At 57.3% G+C, this 19,644-nt stretch carries 15 protein-coding genes; 2 read left to right on the forward strand and 13 right to left on the reverse strand.

Annotated features, from left to right (window positions below; genetic code table 11):
• The first annotated feature begins 128 nt into the window (after nt 1-128).
• Nucleotides 129-1,076 carry a Bax inhibitor-1/YccA family protein gene (locus AC3B5A_RS03315; RefSeq protein ID WP_489798833.1) on the forward strand — a complete coding sequence of 316 codons (948 nt, stop codon included), beginning with the start codon at nt 129-131 and terminating at the stop codon, nt 1,074-1,076.
• A 596-nt stretch (nt 1,077-1,672) separates the two neighbouring features.
• Here the strand turns inward: AC3B5A_RS03315 and AC3B5A_RS03320 are convergent.
• The 13 genes from AC3B5A_RS03320 to AC3B5A_RS03380 all read right to left on the reverse strand — a co-directional run bounded on the left by AC3B5A_RS03320 (nt 1,673) and on the right by AC3B5A_RS03380 (nt 19,236).
• Entirely contained in the window at nt 1,673-4,222 is a 2,550-nt protein-coding gene (locus AC3B5A_RS03320; RefSeq protein WP_489798835.1) for an HAD-IC family P-type ATPase, read from the reverse strand.
• Between the two features lie 79 nt (nt 4,223-4,301).
• Nucleotides 4,302-4,841: a hypothetical protein gene (locus tag AC3B5A_RS03325; protein ID WP_489798837.1), complete on the reverse strand. Its 540-nt coding sequence runs from the start codon at nt 4,839-4,841 to the stop codon at nt 4,302-4,304.
• Between the two features lie 215 nt (nt 4,842-5,056).
• Complete coding sequence (locus AC3B5A_RS03330) at nt 5,057-6,358, reverse strand: class I SAM-dependent RNA methyltransferase (protein ID WP_489798970.1); 1,302 nt, start codon at nt 6,356-6,358, stop codon at nt 5,057-5,059.
• A 111-nt stretch (nt 6,359-6,469) separates the two neighbouring features.
• Complete coding sequence (locus AC3B5A_RS03335; RefSeq protein WP_489798839.1) at nt 6,470-7,234, reverse strand: DUF3159 domain-containing protein; 765 nt, start codon at nt 7,232-7,234, stop codon at nt 6,470-6,472.
• Nucleotides 7,235-7,315: 81 nt separating this feature from the next.
• Complete coding sequence (locus AC3B5A_RS03340) at nt 7,316-8,188, reverse strand: DUF3710 domain-containing protein (protein ID WP_489798841.1); 873 nt, start codon at nt 8,186-8,188, stop codon at nt 7,316-7,318.
• Between the two features lie 108 nt (nt 8,189-8,296).
• The gene (locus tag AC3B5A_RS03345; RefSeq protein ID WP_489798843.1) at nt 8,297-9,160 is read right to left on the reverse strand and encodes an exodeoxyribonuclease III; all 864 of its coding nucleotides are present in this window, start codon (nt 9,158-9,160) and stop codon (nt 8,297-8,299) included.
• Nucleotides 9,161-9,279: 119 nt separating this feature from the next.
• The gene (locus AC3B5A_RS03350; protein ID WP_489798845.1) at nt 9,280-9,690 is read right to left on the reverse strand and encodes a hypothetical protein; all 411 of its coding nucleotides are present in this window, start codon (nt 9,688-9,690) and stop codon (nt 9,280-9,282) included.
• Nucleotides 9,691-9,717: 27 nt separating this feature from the next.
• Nucleotides 9,718-10,881, reverse strand: coding sequence for an amidase domain-containing protein (locus AC3B5A_RS03355; RefSeq protein WP_489798847.1), 1,164 nt, complete (start codon nt 10,879-10,881; stop codon nt 9,718-9,720).
• 1,012 nt (nt 10,882-11,893) lie between these two features.
• A complete protein-coding gene (locus AC3B5A_RS03360; RefSeq protein WP_489798849.1) occupies nt 11,894-13,912 on the reverse strand; it encodes a dipeptide ABC transporter ATP-binding protein in 2,019 nt (672 codons plus the stop codon).
• A gap of 15 nt (nt 13,913-13,927) precedes the next feature.
• Nucleotides 13,928-14,893, reverse strand: coding sequence for an ABC transporter permease (locus AC3B5A_RS03365; RefSeq protein WP_489798851.1), 966 nt, complete (start codon nt 14,891-14,893; stop codon nt 13,928-13,930).
• A gap of 13 nt (nt 14,894-14,906) precedes the next feature.
• On the reverse strand, nt 14,907-15,833 hold the full coding sequence (locus tag AC3B5A_RS03370; protein ID WP_489798853.1) for an ABC transporter permease: 927 nt from the start codon (nt 15,831-15,833) through the stop codon (nt 14,907-14,909).
• 268 nt (nt 15,834-16,101) lie between these two features.
• Nucleotides 16,102-17,745 (reverse strand): peptide ABC transporter substrate-binding protein, encoded by a 1,644-nt coding sequence (locus AC3B5A_RS03375; protein WP_489798855.1) that lies wholly within the window; start codon nt 17,743-17,745, stop codon nt 16,102-16,104.
• 507 nt (nt 17,746-18,252) lie between these two features.
• Nucleotides 18,253-19,236 carry a tyrosine recombinase XerC gene (locus tag AC3B5A_RS03380; RefSeq protein ID WP_489798857.1) on the reverse strand — a complete coding sequence of 328 codons (984 nt, stop codon included), beginning with the start codon at nt 19,234-19,236 and terminating at the stop codon, nt 18,253-18,255.
• Between the two features lie 70 nt (nt 19,237-19,306).
• On the opposite strand from AC3B5A_RS03380, the gene AC3B5A_RS03385 reads away from it, so the two are divergent.
• On the forward strand, nt 19,307-19,585 hold the full coding sequence (locus AC3B5A_RS03385; protein ID WP_489798859.1) for a DUF6725 family protein: 279 nt from the start codon (nt 19,307-19,309) through the stop codon (nt 19,583-19,585).
• Nucleotides 19,586-19,644 lie beyond the last annotated feature (59 nt).

The raw sequence follows: 19,644 nt of genomic DNA on the forward strand, positions 1-19,644 counted from the left end.
GATCAGCCGCTTTATACCGTCTCGGAGACATTTTACCCGGCTGGCATAACCGAGCGAGGCTACCCAGCAAGAACTCAGCATCTACCTATAGACTTGACATCACAATCCTTGCACAAGGAGGGACAGCAATGACATACGGTAACGAACCGCAGAACAGCAGCCCGAACCAAGGCGCTCAGAATGGCTATGGTCAGCCCTATGCAGGCCAGCAGCAGCCTTACGGGCAGAACAACGGGCAGCCATACGCCCCCAACTATCAGCAGAACTACATGCCCAATGGGCAACAGCCTTACGGACAGCAGCCTTACGGACAGCAGAGCGGGTATTACCAGCAGCAGAACAGCTATGGCCAGTCCACGCCTGCCACCACCATGAACGCACAGGCCGCGTATTCGTTTGAGAAGGCGCGCAACACCTCCATCACCAGAGCTTACGGGCAAATGACGCTGGGACTGTTGCTCACCGCCGTCGTGGCGGTACTGGCCGACATGACCGGCCTGTATGCCGCGTTTACCATGGCCACAGGCACACTGGGGTGGCTCATTCTCTCGGTAGTGCAGATCGGTATCGCCATCTATATGGGCGCGCGTCTGGAACGCATGAGCACCGGCACGATGAAGGCGTTGTTCTACGGATACGCGGCACTCACCGGGTTTACGCTTGGCTCGATTTTCTACGCGTACGATTTAGGCTCCATTGGCATAGCATTGTTCATGACCGTAGGTCTGTTCTTCGTGCTCACCATGCTTTCACTGACCACCAAGAAGGACATGCTCAAGGCAGGCCCCATCCTATTTGCAGCGCTGCTGGTGCTGCTGATCGGCGAGGTCATCCTCATGTTCGTGGCACCGAACAACACCACGCTCATGGTAACCGCCGCCATCGGTCTGTTCATCTTCGCCGGTCTGACCATGTACGACGCACAGCAGACTCGCGCATTGTTCAACCAGATGAGCATGAGTTCGGACACCGCAATGTTTGAGAAGATCTCTACTATGTGCGCGATGAATTTGTATCTCGACTTCGTCAACATGTTCCTCTACCTGCTGCAGCTGTTTGGCAGCCGCGACGACTGACGGGTGCGGCCTTCGGGGGCGCTGACTGAAAGCTGACCAAGCAAAGCTGACCGGAAGAGATAGCCAGCAGAGATATCTGAAGAGCTAGACAGCAAAGCTAACCAGCAGAGACCACCCTGATGAGACACCCAACGAATAGGGGGTTCGACTTCATACAAGTCGAACCCCTTTCTTCATGCACAATATCTCTGTCCGATCATGCAGTGCATTTGCCTGCCCTGCACTAGTTCGATGACATTGATGCCTTCGATACGTATCTAATCGTGCGGTAATTGTCCACCTACAGTCAGACGCGTCTGACTGATATGGGGTAACTTGATGAGAACCACTCCACCCAATGCAACGAAACCAACGCAACAGAACCGACGCTCATATCATCTCCGCGACGGATTTGTCGCGCCATTCACACTCAACGCGACAGAACCGACACTGACGTCAGCTGAGCGACGGCTCTGTCGCGCCATTCAGACCCAGCGCGACAGAACCGACGCCCACGCTAACTTAGTGACGCTTTAGCTGCTTTCCCACATTCAACGCGACGAAACCGACGCTGATATATTCGCCAAACCACATACATCGTCACATGAAACACGCATCTAGGAGATGCTACCATCGGAAGTACCGGCGCGCCGTGCATCGATGCGCTTGGTGACAACAGATTCCACCGCCATGACCAGTGCGAAAATAATCACGGCAGCTGCCAGACTGATGATAAGCGCGAACCACGTCTGAGCGTCACTCGGCAGATGCAGGGAGAAGAAATCAGCCACAAACGGCACCACTGTGCCCGCTACGCCGACCAAGGCAAACGCTGCCACCAGCACACCGCGCCACGAGTTAAGCGGTCGAGCCACACGAGCCAAGACCAGCACACCAAGCACAAACAACACGCTGGCACAGATGTTGCGCACCGTCAACAGGTCGTCGGGACGACTCAAACTCCACCCCATCTGTCGCGGCAAGAACCACTCGGTAAGTAGCACCGGCAGAGCCACCGCACAACCGGCCGGCAGCGCAAAGCGCACCACACGTTTCAAAAACCCGGGAATGTAACGTCTGGTATTGGGAGCCAGAGCCAGAATGAAGGCAGGAATACCAATGGTGAGTGAACCGATATAGGTGATATGGCGCGGCAGATACGGGAACGGCACAAATGTGCAGACCACACCCAGCGAGATGAGCGCGGAATACACCGTTTTCACCAAGAACAAACTGGCCACACGTTCCATGTTCGCCATAACCTGGCGACCACGCGCCACCACATCAGGTAGGTGGGAGAACTTGGAATCGACCAGCACGACTTGAGCCACAGCTTTGGCAGCCGGTGCCGCGTTGCCCATGGCGATGCCCAAGTCCGCTTCCTTGAGCGCGAGCGCATCGTTCACACCGTCGCCGGTCATGGCAACCGTGCGATGCTGTGAGTGCAACGCCTGAACAATGGCCTTCTTCTGCTCGGGGAGCACCCGGCCCAACACGTCAACGCCTTCGAGAACCTCAGCCAGTTCATGGACATCATCAGGCAGCTGTCGCGCATCCATCGCAACCGGTTCCCGGTCGCCAGTGAGCTGCACGGTGCGTGCGATGGCACCTACCGTGGCCGGATTGTCTCCGGAAATGATACGGCAGCGCACGCCTTGGTCGCGGAACCAGGCGAGTGTGCGCTGTGCGTCCTCGCGAATATGTTCAGAACACAGTACCAGCGCCACCGGCTCAGCCTCACACGACAGTCGCGGAGCATCGGCAAAGCCCGCAGCACCAGTGCCATGGGCACGCATCACCATGAGTACGCGGTATCCCTGATTGGCGTAATCGTTGACACGCGCCAAAATTTCTCGTGTACTGGAGCGCGTCTGCTCACTCTCTTCCAGTGCGGACAGGAGCACCTCGGGAGCACCCATATACCAGATGCCTTCACTCTGCGTAACGATCGCACTCCATTTGCGTGCCGAGGAGAACGGCACCCTTTCGTTCACCGTCCCAGCTGCCATGCCGCGCTGCGACAACGCTTCCAACACAGCTTTGCCGGTACCGTTCGGGTTTGCCTCGTTGGACAGGTCATACAGTGCCTGCAGCGCTTCGATTTCCGCTTCGCCCCCAGCTGCCGAGGGATCAAGCATCTCCAGCCGGTCGAAGACAATACCGCCATCGGTGATGGTGCCGGTCTTATCGAGATTCAGGCAGTCAACCCGCGCCAGCGTCTCCACCGATTCCAGCTCCTGAACCAGTGTGTTCTGACGAGCCAGACGCATGGAGGCGAGCGCGAAATTGATGGAAGTGAGCAGCACGAGACCCTCGGGAATCATGCCTACCACACCGGCGACCGCAGAGACCATGGCAGGACGCCAAGCGCCGGTGGCGATGGCTTGGCTCCAGCCGCCCACACTGCGCATCTGCGAGAGAATGAGCAGGATGCATAGCGGGATGACGAGCATGGTCATCACTTTGAGAATGGTGTTGATGCCCTGACTTAAATCGGACACCGTCTTCTTGTAGACCTTCGCTTCAGCAGTGAGCTTGGCTGCATAGCCGTGTTCACCAACGGCGGTCACCTGAACCAGCGCCATACCAGACACTGCAGTGGAACCGGAATATACGCTTTGTCCCTCGGTCTTGCGCACGGTGCGCGACTCGCCGGTGAGCATGGATTCATCCAGTTCCAGCCCCCAATTGTGCAGCACCGTAGCATCTGCCGGAACCTGTTCGCCCGAACGCACCCACAGCAAGTCGCCAAGCACAATGGCACTGTGCGCAATTTCCTGGTTGACGCCGTCACGACGAACGGCAGACGTGGACGATACCAGAATGGACAGCTTGTCGAGTGTATGCTTGGCTTTGAGCTCGGTGAGCACACCAATGGCGGTATTGACAATGATAATGAAGCCGAATACGGCATCTTTCCAGTCACCGGCGACGAGTACCAGCACCATGGCTGCGAAAATGATGCCATTGAACAGCGTAAAGACATTGGCACGGATAATCTGCCATACCGAACGTGACGTCTGCGCTTTCACCTCGTTGACCTGTCCGCGCTCCACACACTGCGCCACTTGCTCGGCACTCAAACCGCGCTCCTGCACGTCAGGCAGAGCTGCCGCGTGAACTCCGCGCACTGTATCTTGCTGTCTCTTCGCTTGTTCAGCGCTCATCTGTTTCCTTCCGATGCCAGTTCAAGCCTCAGACCCTACCGGATCGCTCTGCCCCATGCCAGTATGCTACCGCAGCTCACTACTGTTGCGGCGTATCGTATGGCTTCCAAGTGATGTTCATGACCTTGGGGTGAGGGTTGTCGTTGACCACCAAGTCTAACGCATCGATGAAGCGCTTGGAATGATTCTCATCGCTCTTAGCTGAGCTACCTGCCATATGGCTGGCGTTTGAGGGCGAGCGCAGTTCAGCTGCGTATAGCGTGGGTTCAGGTCTGGCACCTTGCGGGTCGAGCAGAACTACTGGAACGCCGCCTTTTCTGGCTTGTTCCAGTGCAGGGCTCCAGTCGGATATCCCGGCTTTGTCGGTGTGCAAACCGGCAATCACCATGACTTTTACATGACGCGAAACAAAACCACGAACACCGTTGTTCGCGCTATGAACTGGGCTTTCCTCTTCACCGGCAGATGCGTAGACGGCATCGATCTTAGACTGGTGGCAGGCTGCGAGCACCTGCTGGTCAAGGCCAGCGTCCCCTGCGGCAACCACGCCGATGGTCATGCCGGGATGGTCGGCACTGTCGTGAACGGTGTTGGTCTCAACGCTCTGTGTGTCTCCCACCGCCTCATTGTTCGGGGTGCATGCGGCCAAAGACGGCACTAACAACAGGGCAAGAAGCGCAGCTACTGTCTTGCGCGCACGCACTTTCCTGCCACACGCACGAATGCTGTTACCGCACCGCAAACCGGAACCCGGCCGTACATTGTGCTCTTTCCCGCACATAATCCCTTCGGCCGCGCTTGCGCTACGGTTTGTCCCCCAACGCGGCCGGCCGGTCATGCTGCCTGGCTTTTGACGAACAGCGCCACTGTTTCCACATGGTGGGTCATCGGGTAGATATCGAAGGCGTGAATCTGGTTCAACTCGTAGCCCAAAGAGGTGAGAGTTGCCGTGTCACGGGCCAAACTCGTGGGGTCACAGGCGATATACACCACATGGGAGGCTCCGGAAGCTGCGATGGCATTGCACACGCCTGCTTTGGCCCCGGCGCGCGGCGGGTCGAGCACCACCACGTTCGGGTTGATGAATTCCTCAGGTACGTTCCGCAGCTTCCTGGCCACATCTCCGGCCAGCACCTGAGCATTGCCCACCTTGGACATATGCAGGTTGCGTTCTGCATTCTTCACCGCCACACGGCTGCCTTCGATACCCATCACACGAGCGTGTGAGAACGTTTTGGCAAGCGGCATGGTGAACAGACCCGAACCGCTGAACAAATCCCAGATGACCGCCGACTGCACGCCATTCAACGACTGGCTGACCAAGCGCATCACGTGCTTGAGCAGAGCGGGGGGCGCCTCGCGATGCACCTGCCAGAAGCCGCCGGCGTCAACGCCGAACTTGTACCGTTTACCATCCGCGTCCACGATCTCTTTGAGCCGTTTTGATCCGGCCCTCACCCGGCCGTCCACACTGATGGCAAAGTTGGAGCCCACCTCGTCGGCAAGAGCCTTTGCCGTCAGCCGAGATGTGTGCACGTCGCGCGGCTCGGGCACTGCCACGCGAATCTGCGCCCCCGGCTCGAACGATTCGTCCCACAGCCCTTGCCTATCTGCCACAGCAAGCAGTGAACGGGAGGCCAACGGCATGGTGTCAATGCGTACCCGTTCGTGAGAGCCTCTTCTGCGCATGGAGGCATGGCCGCGCTCGTCAGCGACCAATTCGATGCGCGTACGCCAGTGCAAGCCGTTTTCATCACCGTCGGCTTGCAGTCGTGTTACTGCAACATCAGGAATATCAACGTGCCCCAGTCGTCGCATCTGTTCTGTTATCACGGCAGACTTCCACTTAATCTGCCCCGGCCCTGAAACATGGATGAGATCGGCACCGCCGACACCTCCGCCTTGACTCAGCGGCCCCGCCAGCTTCCACGCCGGTTCCACACGATCCTCACAGGCCTCAAGCACTTCGATCGCCTCACCGGTCCAGAAACGGTCCGAACGCTCGTGCGGCTCGTCGAGCTCAACCACAACGCGCTCCCCAGGCAGAGCGAAGCGCACGAAGACAACGCGCCCGTCGATGTGAGCCACGCACCGACCTTGGTCAGCGTACCGTTCAATTTCCACTTCTGCCTGCATGTGTACCTTACCCTTGTTTTCCTTGGCATTCATACGGTTCTGACTTCCATAAGCCTACCGTTTGCGCACATTCTTCTCCAACAGCCGCTCAAGCGGCATTGGTTTTCCATACTACCCTTGACCGCCGTCGCTGCTGCCAGTGGCATGTCCATCTTCTGATGTGTCTGCCGGTTCCTTTTCAGCCCCCTGCTCACTGACAAATTTGGGGTGCCGGCTCAACGGATCTGCGATCATCAAGTATGATACCCAAATGGCCAACGCCCAGAACGGAAGCCCCATAAGCAGCCTCGCCGTACCCAAAGCGGTGACCTGATTCAGGGCGTACAGAGGGAGCTGAACAGCCAAGCGCAACGCGAACACCGCAATCCACAGCCATGTGACACGTTTATACGCCTTGTACAGCGCAGCATCCTCACGCCAGTCGTGCAACCAGTCCTTAAGCCTCTCGGTAGGCAAAGACCGAATGAACTCGACGATGAACCCTACACCGGGAACACGGACAGCCAATGTGATGAGCAGCACCACCGCATAGACGATATTGGTAATGAACCCATATGCGTAGTAGTTACGAGCCTCGCCACTCTTCCACGCCCAAATCAGACAGATACCCACGGCGATAAGACCACCCAGCGCACCAAGCGCCGACTGACGCTGCACCAAACGCACCAGTACCTGTGCCACCGCCAACACCGCAGAGACGATGACGGTGAGCTTCAAGTCACTGGTCACCACAAACAGCACCACAAAAACAAAGCCAGGCAGCATGGACTCCACCACACCTCGCACGCCGCCTATGGCTTCGATAACCGAAAAGTCCTCATCCTGCCCGGCCCCAGCCAAGGCTGCGAAACCGGTACGCTGTCGATGCTGCTTCATAACGTCCTTGATCTGAGCTGTTCCTGACGGAGCTGTTCGTGACTGAGCTGTTCATGGCAGCCGCCGGGAACTAATCTGCGCTTAGCGCACTTCGGAGAACATGGGACCGCGCGAGATGGTGGTCTGCACTTCGGTCTGCTGATCTTGGTCGAACGGACCGTCCGGACGTGCAGGAATAGTGTTGCCATTCTCGTCGGTTTCGTCACCTTCACTGTCATCCTGGTTGATAACCGGCGGGTGCATGGGAATCAAATCCCGCGGAGCAAGAGGCTCTTCGCCACGGCTTACCACCACACTGGAGAACAGGCGGTTCAGTGTGAATGCCTCGTCGCTGTCCGGACTGCTGGCAGCGGGGCCGGAGAAGATGCCGCGCAGCATCCAACGAGGTCCGTCCACCCCTGCGATGCGGGTGGTCAGCGTTTTGCCGCCCTTGAGCGTGACGGGCAGCAGCACTTCCATGCCGAAGATGCCCGGCTCTTCGCTGGCCTGGCCCTTCGATTCGAGCAGGTCGGCACGCACATCGTCCCACAGCCCCATGCTTTTGGGGGCAGCCATTGCCTCGATCTGCAGGCTTGATGAGCCAAACGTGACCGTGCAACTCGTCACCTCGCCGGTGGCACGGCTGGCGCGAAGCTTGATTTCAACACCCGGGACGGCCGGCATGCAGTATGCGCCGAAATCAAGGTACTGATCGAAATCAGGTGCCTCATCATCGTTCACATCCCAAGGCCCGTACACATCACCGCGACCCTCATACTCGCGTACCGCCTCGCTGGGGAACTGCACTTCAGATTCGCTCTCCGACGGACTTTGCTGACCGGCAACATCGTTAATGCCCTCTTCACTTTGGGCTTCGGTTCGTTCTTCGGCAGCTGTCTCATCGAGTTCGGCGTTCTTCTGTTCTGCGGCTTCATCCTCGTGATGCTTTTTCTTGCCGAAACCAAACAATCCCATGTCCCCTCGTTTCTGCGTTTCCGCCGTTGCGACACCTGTTATGCTGCTAGCCAGCCTACACCAATGGTGCTATCAGCACTGAGATTCTCGGCTGGCATCAGGCAGCTGTCAGATGTCGTAGTCGACACTCAACGGTGCATGGTCGGACCAACGGGTCTCATAGCTGTCGGCCTTGTCGATCTCGAATCCGCTCGCAGTCGCCGCCAGAGCAGGCGTGGCCAGCTGATAGTCGATTCTCCAACCCACGTTGTTGTCGAACGCCCGTCCACGCTGACTCCACCACGTGTACGGCCCTTGCACGTCTCCGGCCAGTTGGCGCAACACATCCACATAGCCTCCCTCGCCCAGCCAGCGATCCACATAGGCGCGTTCCTCGGGCAGGAATCCCGCATGCTTTTCGTTCGCCTTGGCGTTCTTGATGTCGAGCGGGGTGTGGGCGATGTTGAGATCGCCGCACAACAGCGCCTGCCTGCCACCTTTCGCCTCCGACTCCTCTTTGAGTTCAGCCATGCGTACCAGCATCTTGTCTAGGAACCGGTATTTCTGAGTCATCTTCTCGGGGTCATCCGTATTGCCGGCGTGTACGTAGATGCTGGCTACGGTAAGTTTCATGCCGTCTGATGCAGTGATATCCTGCTCGATCCACCGCCCGGAATCCACATCCTCACTCAAATCAAGCAGTCCGTGACGTTCTGCTTCCACCTTAAGAGCGGAAATCAGCCCTACCCCGGCACGCCCTTTGATGCGGCACACCTCATCCATCAGCGCCACATCGGCAGCGTGCGCCACCATGCCGGCGTCCTCGTACCCCTGTGCGATGGAACCAAAAATCGGATCGATCTCTTCCTGCGGGGCACGCACCTCCTGCATGCACCACACGTCAGGCGTGGTTTTGGCCGCCCAGTCGAGCAGCCCTTTGCGTTTGGCGGCGCGAATGCCGTTGAGGTTCGAAGTGGTCACGGTAATACTCATGCCTCGAGCCTACACCAACGACCGGCTGCAGGCGCTGAATTCGCCATCGAATAACATGCTGAACGGACCTTGACCGGCATGTCAAAGTCCGTTCAGCATTCCGCCCAGCAGCATGGCAGCTAGGGAATCGGCGTGTAATCCGAAGAAACCTGTACAACATATGTCATGTTGCGCACGGTATCCTCCTCGATGATATCCACATCGTGCCGCGCCTGCCACGCGCCTTGCCATAAGACCCACACAAACGGTGAATAGCTCACTGGCTTGTGGCTGCGATCGATGGGCAGCCGGTCAGGCAACTTCCATTGCAAAGCGCGTTGATCGGAAGGTGATGCGACGCCTCGCGCTTTCACCATTTCTTCCACGCCTGACGCCGCACTGGCTGCCTCATCATGCACATACCAAGCATAGTCATATGCCTTCTGCGACTGATAGGCAATCACCGCCGACACACCCCAGCACAACGCGTAGAGCACAATCAGATACACTGCCGTGCGGAAGAGGCGATGCCGGCGGAACCAGTCACGCATCGGTAACGTACCTGTGAATCGTATGACTCAATCGACTTTCCATTGTAAACCTTTCCATACTGTCCTATTCCCATGCTGTTCTCGAGCTTTTTGCTGGGAAGTAGTGAAGGGATAATCATAACGATTTACTGTTTTCTGACAGATGACCGGAGTTGGATGTGCACCGTTGATATTGCCAACCACAACCATCGCATGTCCGATATTGCCGGTGCCTTCCCAATCCGCATAGATCAACCCTCCGGTCCCTATGTGGTAAGGATTATTTTCTACAGTGAACGCACCTGAATAGTTTCGCATGTAATTGTAATTTTTCTGAGCACCAGACCAAGTGCGCGATGCACCGGCGATACCTGACAAATTCCAAGTCCACACTTTATCACTCCACAATTGAAGAGACGTACCACGTGTGGTACGTAATCCACCTGCATACACTGATTGCGACACAAAGTTGGCGCAATTGCCAGATTCTCCTTCTTCTTTATATATTGGAAAATCGGGATTCATCTTATCGGCAGCAGTCCATTTTTCAGCGTACAGTGCCATTTTAATATAATCCAGGCCAGCAGAATTCGTTGAAAAACCCTTGCCCCGCTGCAATCGGCCATCGTTATTCTCCTCCAAAAGAGGTTGCATCTTCGGCACATTAAGTTGTTCCTGCTCTCCTCCTTCTACCGCTTCATCAGGATCCTTTATCTCATCATTTACAATTGCCTCAGGTTTCCCACTTCCGACGCCTTTACTGATCTCGATAATATGTTGGTCAGTTGCGCTCGAATCTAAGTGATCGCGATTCTCTCCTGCAACGGTAATAGTAGTTCCATCGATTGGAGCCAAATACAAATCTCTCTTAATCTCCGCAATGACAGAGTAACTATTATCCGTCTTATCGACTGAAATAATACGCGATGAAACTTTGGCTTGCTTTACCACCAAGCCCATATTGCGCATTTCATCTTTATCACTGCTATTTTCCTTGGCTAACTTTGACTGCCTCGAATCATCTCCACCCTTCAGACTAATTCCCTTATAATTGTTCTCAATCTGTTTTCCATATTCTTTAACTATGGAATTGATTTTATTGTGAGATATATTGGTTGAGACGGTATCGCTGCTTGCAGCATGTGCCGGCAACGGCAATAAGACTGCAGAGCTAATCAATGTTATAGAAGCTAGTAAATGTATTTTTTTCATCGGTGTTGTCCTTCATATCCGTAATCAAATATGGAGTGCGCACTGCCTGCTCCAACAACCATGGTGGCACAACATCCATTCGCTGCATGCAACTATCCCGCATGATGGGCATCGTTATTGAGCTTAAGCTTTCTCAGAATTATCATCACAAGACGGGCACCCATGAGACGAGACGACATTAACATGCAACTGTTAAAAATCTTCTGTAAGAAAATCAGGGTGCTGCAACAAAAACGACGCTAACCCTATCTCACCGACGGTTCTACAGCACATTGCCACTCCTGCGCAACAAAAACGACACTGACTCCATCTCACCGACGGCTTTGCTACGCGTAAGCACCCCCACGCGCCAAAAACGACGCTAACCCCATCTCACCGACGGTTCCGCAGCGCGTTGCCACTTCTGCGCAACAAAACCGACGCCACTAACCTGCACAGCATGGTCTACCGTCCCGCACCACCACTATCCGCACCCGCACCACCACTACCCGCACCCACCCACGCCCGGCAGCAGCACCACCATCGAATCCAACGGCGAGAACGGGCTCCATGTCCGGAAAGGATGGATCAGCAACCACAGAACACGACATCACACCACACAACACCACACAACACAACACAACACAACACAACATGACACACCAAACAGATCCCATTAGACCCGCATTGGCTACTTAACCCCACATTTTGCTATATAACCCGTATGTCCTGCGCATGAACGACGTAAGGGACCCGAGCCCATGTCCGGCAGCGGCACCGCCATTGGGCGTTATGGTGAGGATGGGCTATATGTCAGGAAAGGATGGGCCCGTAATCACTGAGCGCAACAAACGACACGCTGAACCAATCCGTAAACCCCACATTTTGGTACATAACCCGAAAATCACGTATGCCAAAGACCCTCATAAGCTTGCCACATACAACTCATAAGCTTGCCACATACGCAGTAGGGCCGAACGCCACAGTGTGCGTTCGGCCCTACTGGTTTGCTCTCAATGAGAGTTATTTCGTATCAGACGTCGAGTCCCAACTCGAGCTTGCCGCCGGGGATAGCCTCGAGCAGGTCGCGGGTGTACTGCTGCTTGGGGTGGTCGAAGACCTCGTCAGTGGTGGCGTGCTCCACCAGACGACCCTTCTGCATGACCACTACCTCATCGGCGATCTGGCGCACCACGGCCAAATCATGGGTAATGAACAGGTAGCTCAAGCCACGCTCAGCCTGCAAATCGTTGAGCAGCTGCAGCACCTGATCCTGCACCAGCACGTCGAGCGCGGAGACCGCCTCGTCGCACACGATGACATCAGGGTTGAGCGCCATGGCGCGTGCGATGGCGATGCGCTGACGCTGGCCGCCCGAAAGCTCGTTCGGGTAGCGCTGCATCACCGAACGCGGCATCTTGACCAAGTCAAGCAACTCGGCCACACGCTTCTGCCGGCTCTTCTTGTCACCGATCTTGTGGATGCGCAGCGGCTCCTCGATGGAACGATAAATCGAATACATCGGGTCGAGCGAACCGTAGGGGTTCTGGAACACCGGCTGCACGTGACGGCGGAAGTCCAGCAGTTCCTTGCCCTTGAAGCTCGAGATGTCGCGACCTTCGTAGGTCACGGTGCCGCTGGACGGTTCGAGCAGCTTGAGCACCATGTTCGCCACAGTGGACTTGCCCGAACCGGACTCGCCCACAATCGCGAGCGTGGTACCACGCTTTACGGAGAAGGAGACATCGTCTACGGCCTTGAACATCTCCTTCTTGCGCGGCAGCTTGAACTCACGGGTCAAGTGATCCACGGTGATGATGTGCTCACTACGCTCAATGTCGCTTTCGCTCTTGACGTGATGCTCCATGAGCTTCTCAGCATCCTGACCGTGCTCCTTGGCGGAGACGATGCGCTGCGAGGCCAGAGACGGTGCAGCGGCGACCAGACGCTTGGTGTAGGGATGCTGGGGATGCTGCAGCACCTCGAGCGAAGGACCAGACTCGACGACCTGCCCCTTGTACATCACCACAATGTGCTGGGCGCGCTCGGCAGCCAGACCAAGATCGTGGGTGATGAACAACACTGCGGTGCCAAGCTCGTCGGTAAGGTTATGCAGATGGTCGAGGATCTTCTTCTGCACGGTCACGTCGAGTGCGGAGGTAGGCTCATCGGCGATAAGCAGGTCAGGACGGCAAGCCAGACCGATGGCGATGAGCGCACGCTGGAGCATACCGCCCGAGAACTCGTGCGGGAACTGGCGTGCACGTGTGGCCGCGTCAGGAAGACCAGCCTCGTCGAGCAGACCTGCCACACGATCGTTCATGGTGCTGCCGGTCACATATTGCTTGGCGATAGCCCAAGCCTTGTCGTCGTTCACACCTGCCTTGATGAGTGCATCGGCGACGCGCCAACGGGTTTCTGAACCCGGAATCCAAGCCGCCTTGAAGCTTTCCATGGCATGCTCTGCTTTGTCGCCCTTCACGCCGGCCTCGGCAAGCGCTTCCTTGGCGGCGGCGAGCAGACCTTCCAGCTGCTCGGAGCCGAGGAAGGTCTCGTCGTCGTTGTTCTTGATGCTCACATCGTCGCCGGCCAGAGCCTTGGCCAACTTGGACCGCTTCTCGTGGGAGATGTCCATGTGGTTGGCCTTGAGCGCCTCCTCCACCTGGGTGCCTATGCGCCACACGGGGTTGAGGTTGCTCATGGGATCCTGGGGAACGAGTCCCATCTTGTCGCCGAGCAGCTGTTCGTACTGCTTGCGGGTGTATTGAGAAATCTCCTCACCCTCAAGCTTGATGGAGCCGCCTGCTACCTTGCCGGTGCCGGCGAGCAGACCGAGCACGGCCATGGCGGATGTGGACTTGCCCGAACCGGACTCGCCCACAATCGCCACCCATTGGCCAGGATAGACGCTGAAGGAGGCATCGCGCACGGCATGCACCACGTGCTTCTGGCCTGTGGTGAAATCGACCTTCAAGTCTTTTACTTCGAGAATCGGGCCTTGCTCAAGCTGCATGGCACGCAGGTTCTCTTGACTATTCACAGTTTCACTCATGAAAATTCCTTACCTTCACGCCGTACGGCTCTTCGGGTCGAGCGCGTCCTTCACCGCATCGCCCATCATGATGAACGCCAGCACGGTGATGGCCAGAGCGGCCGAGGGATAGAACAGCACCGAAGGATTGGTACGCAGCATGGCCTGCGCGTTGGAGATGTCGCCGCCCCAGCTCACGGTCGTGGACGGCAAGCCCACACCCAGAAAGCTCAGCGTCGCCTCAGAGACGATGTAGGTGCCCAGTGAGGTGGTGGCCACCACGATGATGGATGCCAACGAATTGGGGAGAATGTGACGCATCAGGTTGCGCATGGGCGTGGAGCCCAGAGCCGTGGAAGCCTTGTTGAACTCGAGGTTCTTGGTCTCCATCACTGCGCCTCGTGCAATGCGTGCGGTCTGCGTCCATCCGAAGAGGGTGAGCACCAGGACGATCTTCCAGATCGAGCCGGAGGTGCGGAACATCTGCAGCACCACGATGGCGCCCAGCAGCAGCGGGATGGCCATGAAGATGTCGGTGCAACGGCTCAGCACCGCGTCGACCCAGCCGCCGAAGAAACCACCGAGTGCGCCGATAAGCGAGCCGAGGATGACCACGAGGATGGTGGTGAGGATGCCGACGCTGATCGACGTGCGAGTGCCGTATATGGTACGGGTGTACACGTCGCAGCCCTGGGTGTCGAAACCGAAGGGGTGCCCAGCTGAGCTGGGGTTCAGCGAGTTGTCGAGCGTGCAGTAGTTCGGATCCTGATGGGTGAAGACGCCCGGGAAGAGCGCCACGAACAGCACGAAGATGATGAGCAGCCCGGAGATGATGAACATGGGGTTGCGCCGCAGCTTGCGCCAGGCGTCCGCCCACATGCTGGTGGCGGGTGCGGACTCGTCAATGGAGTCCACATCCTGAAGCGGGGTATCACTCTCTTTGGCCACGAATCGCTCTTGGCCAGGAAGTACGGAAATAGCTTTCTTGAGCATATCAGTCATGGTTCCTCTCCCCTCACGCGTACCGAATGCGGGGGTCAAGCGCCGCGTAGAGCATATCGACAAGCAGGTTGCAGACCACGAAGATGAGGGTCAGCAACGTGACGATGGAGACCACCAGGTTGCTTTCGCCCTTCAGAATGCTCTGATAGGTCAGGTAGCCGATGCCGTGGATGTTGAAGATGGTCTCGGAGATCATGGCGCCGCTCATCAGCGCGCCCAGATCCTGACCGAGGTAGGTGACGACGGGAATCAGCGAGTTACGCAGTACGTGCCGCACCATGACGGAGCGGTTACTCATGCCCTTGGCACGGGCGGTGCGCACATAGTCTTCAGCAACGTTGGAGGAGACCTCGGAACGGGTGAGACGGATAATGTAGGCCATAGAGACCGAGCCGAGCACCATGGCCGGCATGAGCAGGTCAAGGAAACCTGGGTCCGCGCCTGCGGTGACCGGCAGAATGCGCCATTTGACACCAAGGAAGTACTGAGCCACGAAACCGGTGACGAAGGTGGGCACGGAAATGAGCAGCAAGGAGACGATCAGGATGACCGAGTCGTACCACTTGCCCTTCTTCAGGCCGGAGACGATGCCGAAGATGACACCGAAGATGGCCTCGAAGACGAATGCCATAAGAGCAAGCTTGATGGTGACGGGGAACGCCCGTCCGATCTCGGCGATGACCGGCTGTCCGGCGAACGTGTTGCCGAAGTTGAGCGTCAATGCGTTCTTCAGGAACAACAGGTACTGCACGATGAACGGTTTGTCGAGATTGTATTCTGCACGGATCTGGGCTGCAACGGCCTCGTTCACGGGCTTGTCTCCGAACATCGCCTTGACGGGGTCGCCAGGCAGCGCGAACACAAGTGCGTACACGAGTAGTGTTGTACCGAGAACCACGGGGATCATCTGCAAAATACGACGCAGAAGATATTTACCCATCGATTTCTCCTTGATTAATCTTGCCGGTAGACCCGAATAACATTCAGACCGACTTGCACTTTCGGGTAGTTTAGCGCAATGCCATGCCAAAGTTATGTATTCCAGTGAGCCAGCACACTATACGGGAGGCTTCAAACAGCATCGCCGGGGCGCACGCCAAACGGCATGCACTCCGACGATGTGCTCAGGTTCCATGGCCCAGCGGCCACGCCACCCCTTATGTTTCAGTTATGCATATTCAGTTATATGGCGATACGTACGACCCGCATCACTTCTTGGTGATCTGCGAGTAGGTCGGGTAGGACTGCCAGTCGATGGCGAAGCCCTTGACGCCCTTGGCGGCCACACCGTCGTTGTTCTTGTAATACATAGGAACAGCAGGCAGGTCGTTGAGCAGAATCTCCTGGGACTGGCTGTACAGCTTGTTCGCGTCATCCACGCTCTTGGCCTGGTAGGCCTCGTCCATGAGCTTGTCGAACTCGGCGTTCTTGTAGTCACCGTCGTTCGAACCGTTGCCGTCAGCAGCAGCCGAGTCGAAGTTCTGGTAGAGATAGTTCTCAGCAGAGGGATAGTCAGGCATCCAGCCGGCACGGAAGCCGCCGGTCATCTGGCGCTTTGAGACAGCGTCGCGGAACTCCTGGAAGGTGGGAACCGCAGTGCTCACCACCACGTCCTTGCCGAGCGCGTTGTTGATCGAATTCGCCATGGCGTCGTAGATCGGCTTGTTGCCGCCGTCCGCGTTGTAGGAAAGCGAGAACTTGCCGTCAAACTTGGAGATGGCATCTGCCTTGTCCCACAGTTCCTTGGCCTTCTTGGGGTTGTATTTGACATTTTCGCTGCCCTTGAGACCGGAGACATAGCCGGGGGTGAGCGGGGAGGTGAAGTCGTCGGCGGGGGTGCCCACACCGTTGAGCACCTTGTCGACCAAGCCCTTGCGATCGATGCCCATGGAGATGGCCTGGCGGCGCAGCGTGCCTTCTTCGGTGCCTGCCTTGAAATGCTCAAGGTTCGACGGGATGGTGAACTGCTGAATGACCGAACCGGGCTTGTTGTAGGCCACGACGCTGGAATCCTTCTCAAAGGTCTTCGTATCGGCGGCGGGAACTGTGTCCATCACATCGAGGTTGCCGGCCTGTACATCGGCGTAGGCGGCGTCGTCCTTGGTGTAGATCTTGAAGGTCACACCGTCGTTCTTCACGGATTCGGGACCCTTGTAGTTCGGGTTCTTCACCACCTCAATGCTGGTGTTGTGATCCCACTTCTTGAACTTGTACGGGCCATTGCCCACCGGGTTCTGGCCGAAGGCCTTGGGGTCCTTGTAGAAGGAATCAGCCAACGGGGAGAAGGCGGAATAACCGACCTTGATCGGGAAGGTCGCGTCGGGCTTGTCGAGATCGACGGTGAACGTGGTGTCGTCGACGTCCTTGAGACCGGAAAGCTGCTCGTCGCCCTTGAGGTTCTTGTCCTGCAGATCCTTGTATCCCTTGATGGACGAGAAGAAGGATGAATTCTTCTGAGCGTTCTTTGCGTTGGCAATATAGCTCCACGCGCGGGTGTAGGACTTGGCGGTGATAGGTGAACCGTCGCTGAACTTCAGGCCCTTCTTGATCTTGATGGTGTACTGGGTGCCATCAGCGTTGGCCTTGATGGAATCAGCCTGATCGTTGGAGGCCTCACCTTCGGGGTTGAACCACACGAGCTGGGAGTAGAGGAGACGGATGACTTTGCCGCCGCCGGACTCATTCGTGTTGCCCGGAATCAACGGGTTCTGCGGTTCAGAGGCGAACACCGAGATGATGTTGTTGCTACTGCTGTCCGACGCGCTCTTGTCGCCACCTGAGGCGCCGCAGCCGCTCAACAGCATGGCTGCGGCCGCAGCCACCGCCGTCACTGTGATTATTCTCTTCTTCATACCAACTCCTGTTCGGTAGACTTCACACACCAGCTTAGAGAATGCGTGAAACAATAAAGCCGCCCGTACATAGGCAACTTCATCGTATTAGGCCATAATTGTGGCGCATCGCGCCGATTTTTACAACTTACTATCCAGCATTTGGTCACATTGACAAAAATCGCCCATCACATACCTCCAGAACGGCATCTTGTGCCTGCTCTATATGCAACCATGCACATCATTGTGCAGCGCTTCTGTGCAGAGAATGCTCAATATCGACGCCGCACCATCATCGAGACGACAATCGTCGCAATCACATCGCCACCATATCCAACGAATATTCGCCGACAGCGTGAACGCGCAGAGCCCGCACATGCGCGACGAAGCGCAGCACTTCGTGAACTATGGGCACATGGCAGACACCTAGAATGACCAATGCGCCAGCAACATCTATCCGACCATATTGATATCAGAAGCGCAACTCAAAACCGCACGACCCAACCGTAAGATAATTAACTTATGGACTCAGGCCCGAGGAAAGGCTTGAGCGTAGCGGGCTTTGAGCTGCTCCATGGAGACGTGGGTGTATCGCTGCGTGGTGCGGATGGAGGAATGGCCGAGCAGCTCCTGCACCTCGCGCAGGTCGGCACCGCCGTCGAGCAGATGCGTCGCCGCGCTGTGACGCAGAGCGTGCGGGCTGATATCCGGCACTCCGGCTCGCGACGACTCACGGTGCACCACATCACGTACGGTACGCTGGTTGACGCGAGCGCCGCGGGCGCCCAGAAACATCGCCTGCTCATTCGCTTTGGCCGTTTGCCCCGACAGCAGCACCGCTCTCCCCTCCTCCATCCATGCCTGCAACGCCTTGGAGGCCGGCGCTCCGAACGGCACGACGCGCTGCTTGTTGCCTTTACCGGTCACTTTCACCGTGCGATTGGCGAAGGCGACATCGTTCACATCCATGCCGACCAGTTCGGCCACACGCATGCCGGTGGCGTAGAGCAGTTCGAGCATGGCGGCATCGCGCAGCGCTATGGCCTGCGCTTTGCCATCTCCCGCATGATCGCCCGTTGCCGAAATCGCCCCGTCATCGGTAGGCGTCTCGGTAGGCGTCGAAGCAGCTGCTCCGGCTTCGTCCTCGACGGTGTCCATAAGCAGACCGGCTTGTGATTCGTTGAGCACGCGCGGCAGCGCGTCCGGGATTTTGGGGGTCATGAGCGCGGCTGCCGGATCTGAGGTTATCAGGTCGCGTTCGAACGCCCAGGCAAAGAACCGGCGCACAGCCACGGTTTTGCGAGCCATGCTGGAGCGGGCATGTGATGGGGTTGCAGCGGCCATCCAAGCACGCAGGTCTTCGAGCGTCACCGAGTCCAGATCGTGCACCCCGCGCGATTCCAAAGTATCTAGGCATTGGGCGATGTCGGAGGCGTAGGCCTTCACCGTGTTGGCGCTCAGCCCTTTGTTGGACTGCAGGTACGTTACGAACGCGTCCAGTGCCTGGTCCATACCGCCCTCCGTTCATCGCCGTGGTTAGACTCCTATACTATCAATGTTCAAGTTGCCGTTAGGAGTTCACATGCCGTTGCCCGCCACACTGCCCGCCGGATTGCGCGTTATGGTGCGCACGTTCGACGGGCGCAATGAGGCCACAGGACGCCAGGAGTTCCGCGATTTTGTGGGGCATGTGCTGCGTTACGACGGCACAAGCCTGGTGATGGAACGAGATGCGGCGGCGAACGGGTCACGCCCGGCGGAACGGGTGGCAATCGACGCGAAGCGCATCGCCGTCATCAAGCCGGTTCCCGAACGGCACGCCGCCCCACGCCCCACTCACCCAGTACCGCCGGCATCTTGACCACACAGGCACGACGCCTTAGCCATATAACGTGCAACGCGGAAGCCATTGCAGAGCCG

It is taken from the genome of Bifidobacterium sp. ESL1133 (assembly GCF_058107325.1).

Bases quoted from the DNA above. Each gene is read 5' to 3' on its own strand.
- AC3B5A_RS03315 (WP_489798833.1), top strand. From the start codon at position 129: ATGACATACGGTAACGAACCGCAGAACAGCAGCCCGAACCAAGGCGCT.
- AC3B5A_RS03320 (WP_489798835.1), bottom strand. From the start codon at position 4,222: ATGAGCGCTGAACAAGCGAAGAGACAGCAAGATACAGTGCGCGGAGTT.
- AC3B5A_RS03330 (WP_489798970.1), bottom strand. From the start codon at position 6,358: ATGCAGGCAGAAGTGGAAATTGAACGGTACGCTGACCAAGGTCGGTGC.
- AC3B5A_RS03335 (WP_489798839.1), bottom strand. From the start codon at position 7,234: ATGAAGCAGCATCGACAGCGTACCGGTTTCGCAGCCTTGGCTGGGGCC.
- AC3B5A_RS03340 (WP_489798841.1), bottom strand. From the start codon at position 8,188: ATGGGATTGTTTGGTTTCGGCAAGAAAAAGCATCACGAGGATGAAGCC.
- AC3B5A_RS03345 (WP_489798843.1), bottom strand. From the start codon at position 9,160: ATGAGTATTACCGTGACCACTTCGAACCTCAACGGCATTCGCGCCGCC.
- AC3B5A_RS03350 (WP_489798845.1), bottom strand. From the start codon at position 9,690: ATGCGTGACTGGTTCCGCCGGCATCGCCTCTTCCGCACGGCAGTGTAT.
- AC3B5A_RS03355 (WP_489798847.1), bottom strand. From the start codon at position 10,881: ATGAAAAAAATACATTTACTAGCTTCTATAACATTGATTAGCTCTGCA.
- AC3B5A_RS03360 (WP_489798849.1), bottom strand. From the start codon at position 13,912: ATGAGTGAAACTGTGAATAGTCAAGAGAACCTGCGTGCCATGCAGCTT.
- AC3B5A_RS03365 (WP_489798851.1), bottom strand. From the start codon at position 14,893: ATGACTGATATGCTCAAGAAAGCTATTTCCGTACTTCCTGGCCAAGAG.
- AC3B5A_RS03370 (WP_489798853.1), bottom strand. From the start codon at position 15,833: ATGGGTAAATATCTTCTGCGTCGTATTTTGCAGATGATCCCCGTGGTT.
- AC3B5A_RS03375 (WP_489798855.1), bottom strand. From the start codon at position 17,745: ATGAAGAAGAGAATAATCACAGTGACGGCGGTGGCTGCGGCCGCAGCC.
- AC3B5A_RS03380 (WP_489798857.1), bottom strand. From the start codon at position 19,236: ATGGACCAGGCACTGGACGCGTTCGTAACGTACCTGCAGTCCAACAAA.
- AC3B5A_RS03385 (WP_489798859.1), top strand. From the start codon at position 19,307: ATGCCGTTGCCCGCCACACTGCCCGCCGGATTGCGCGTTATGGTGCGC.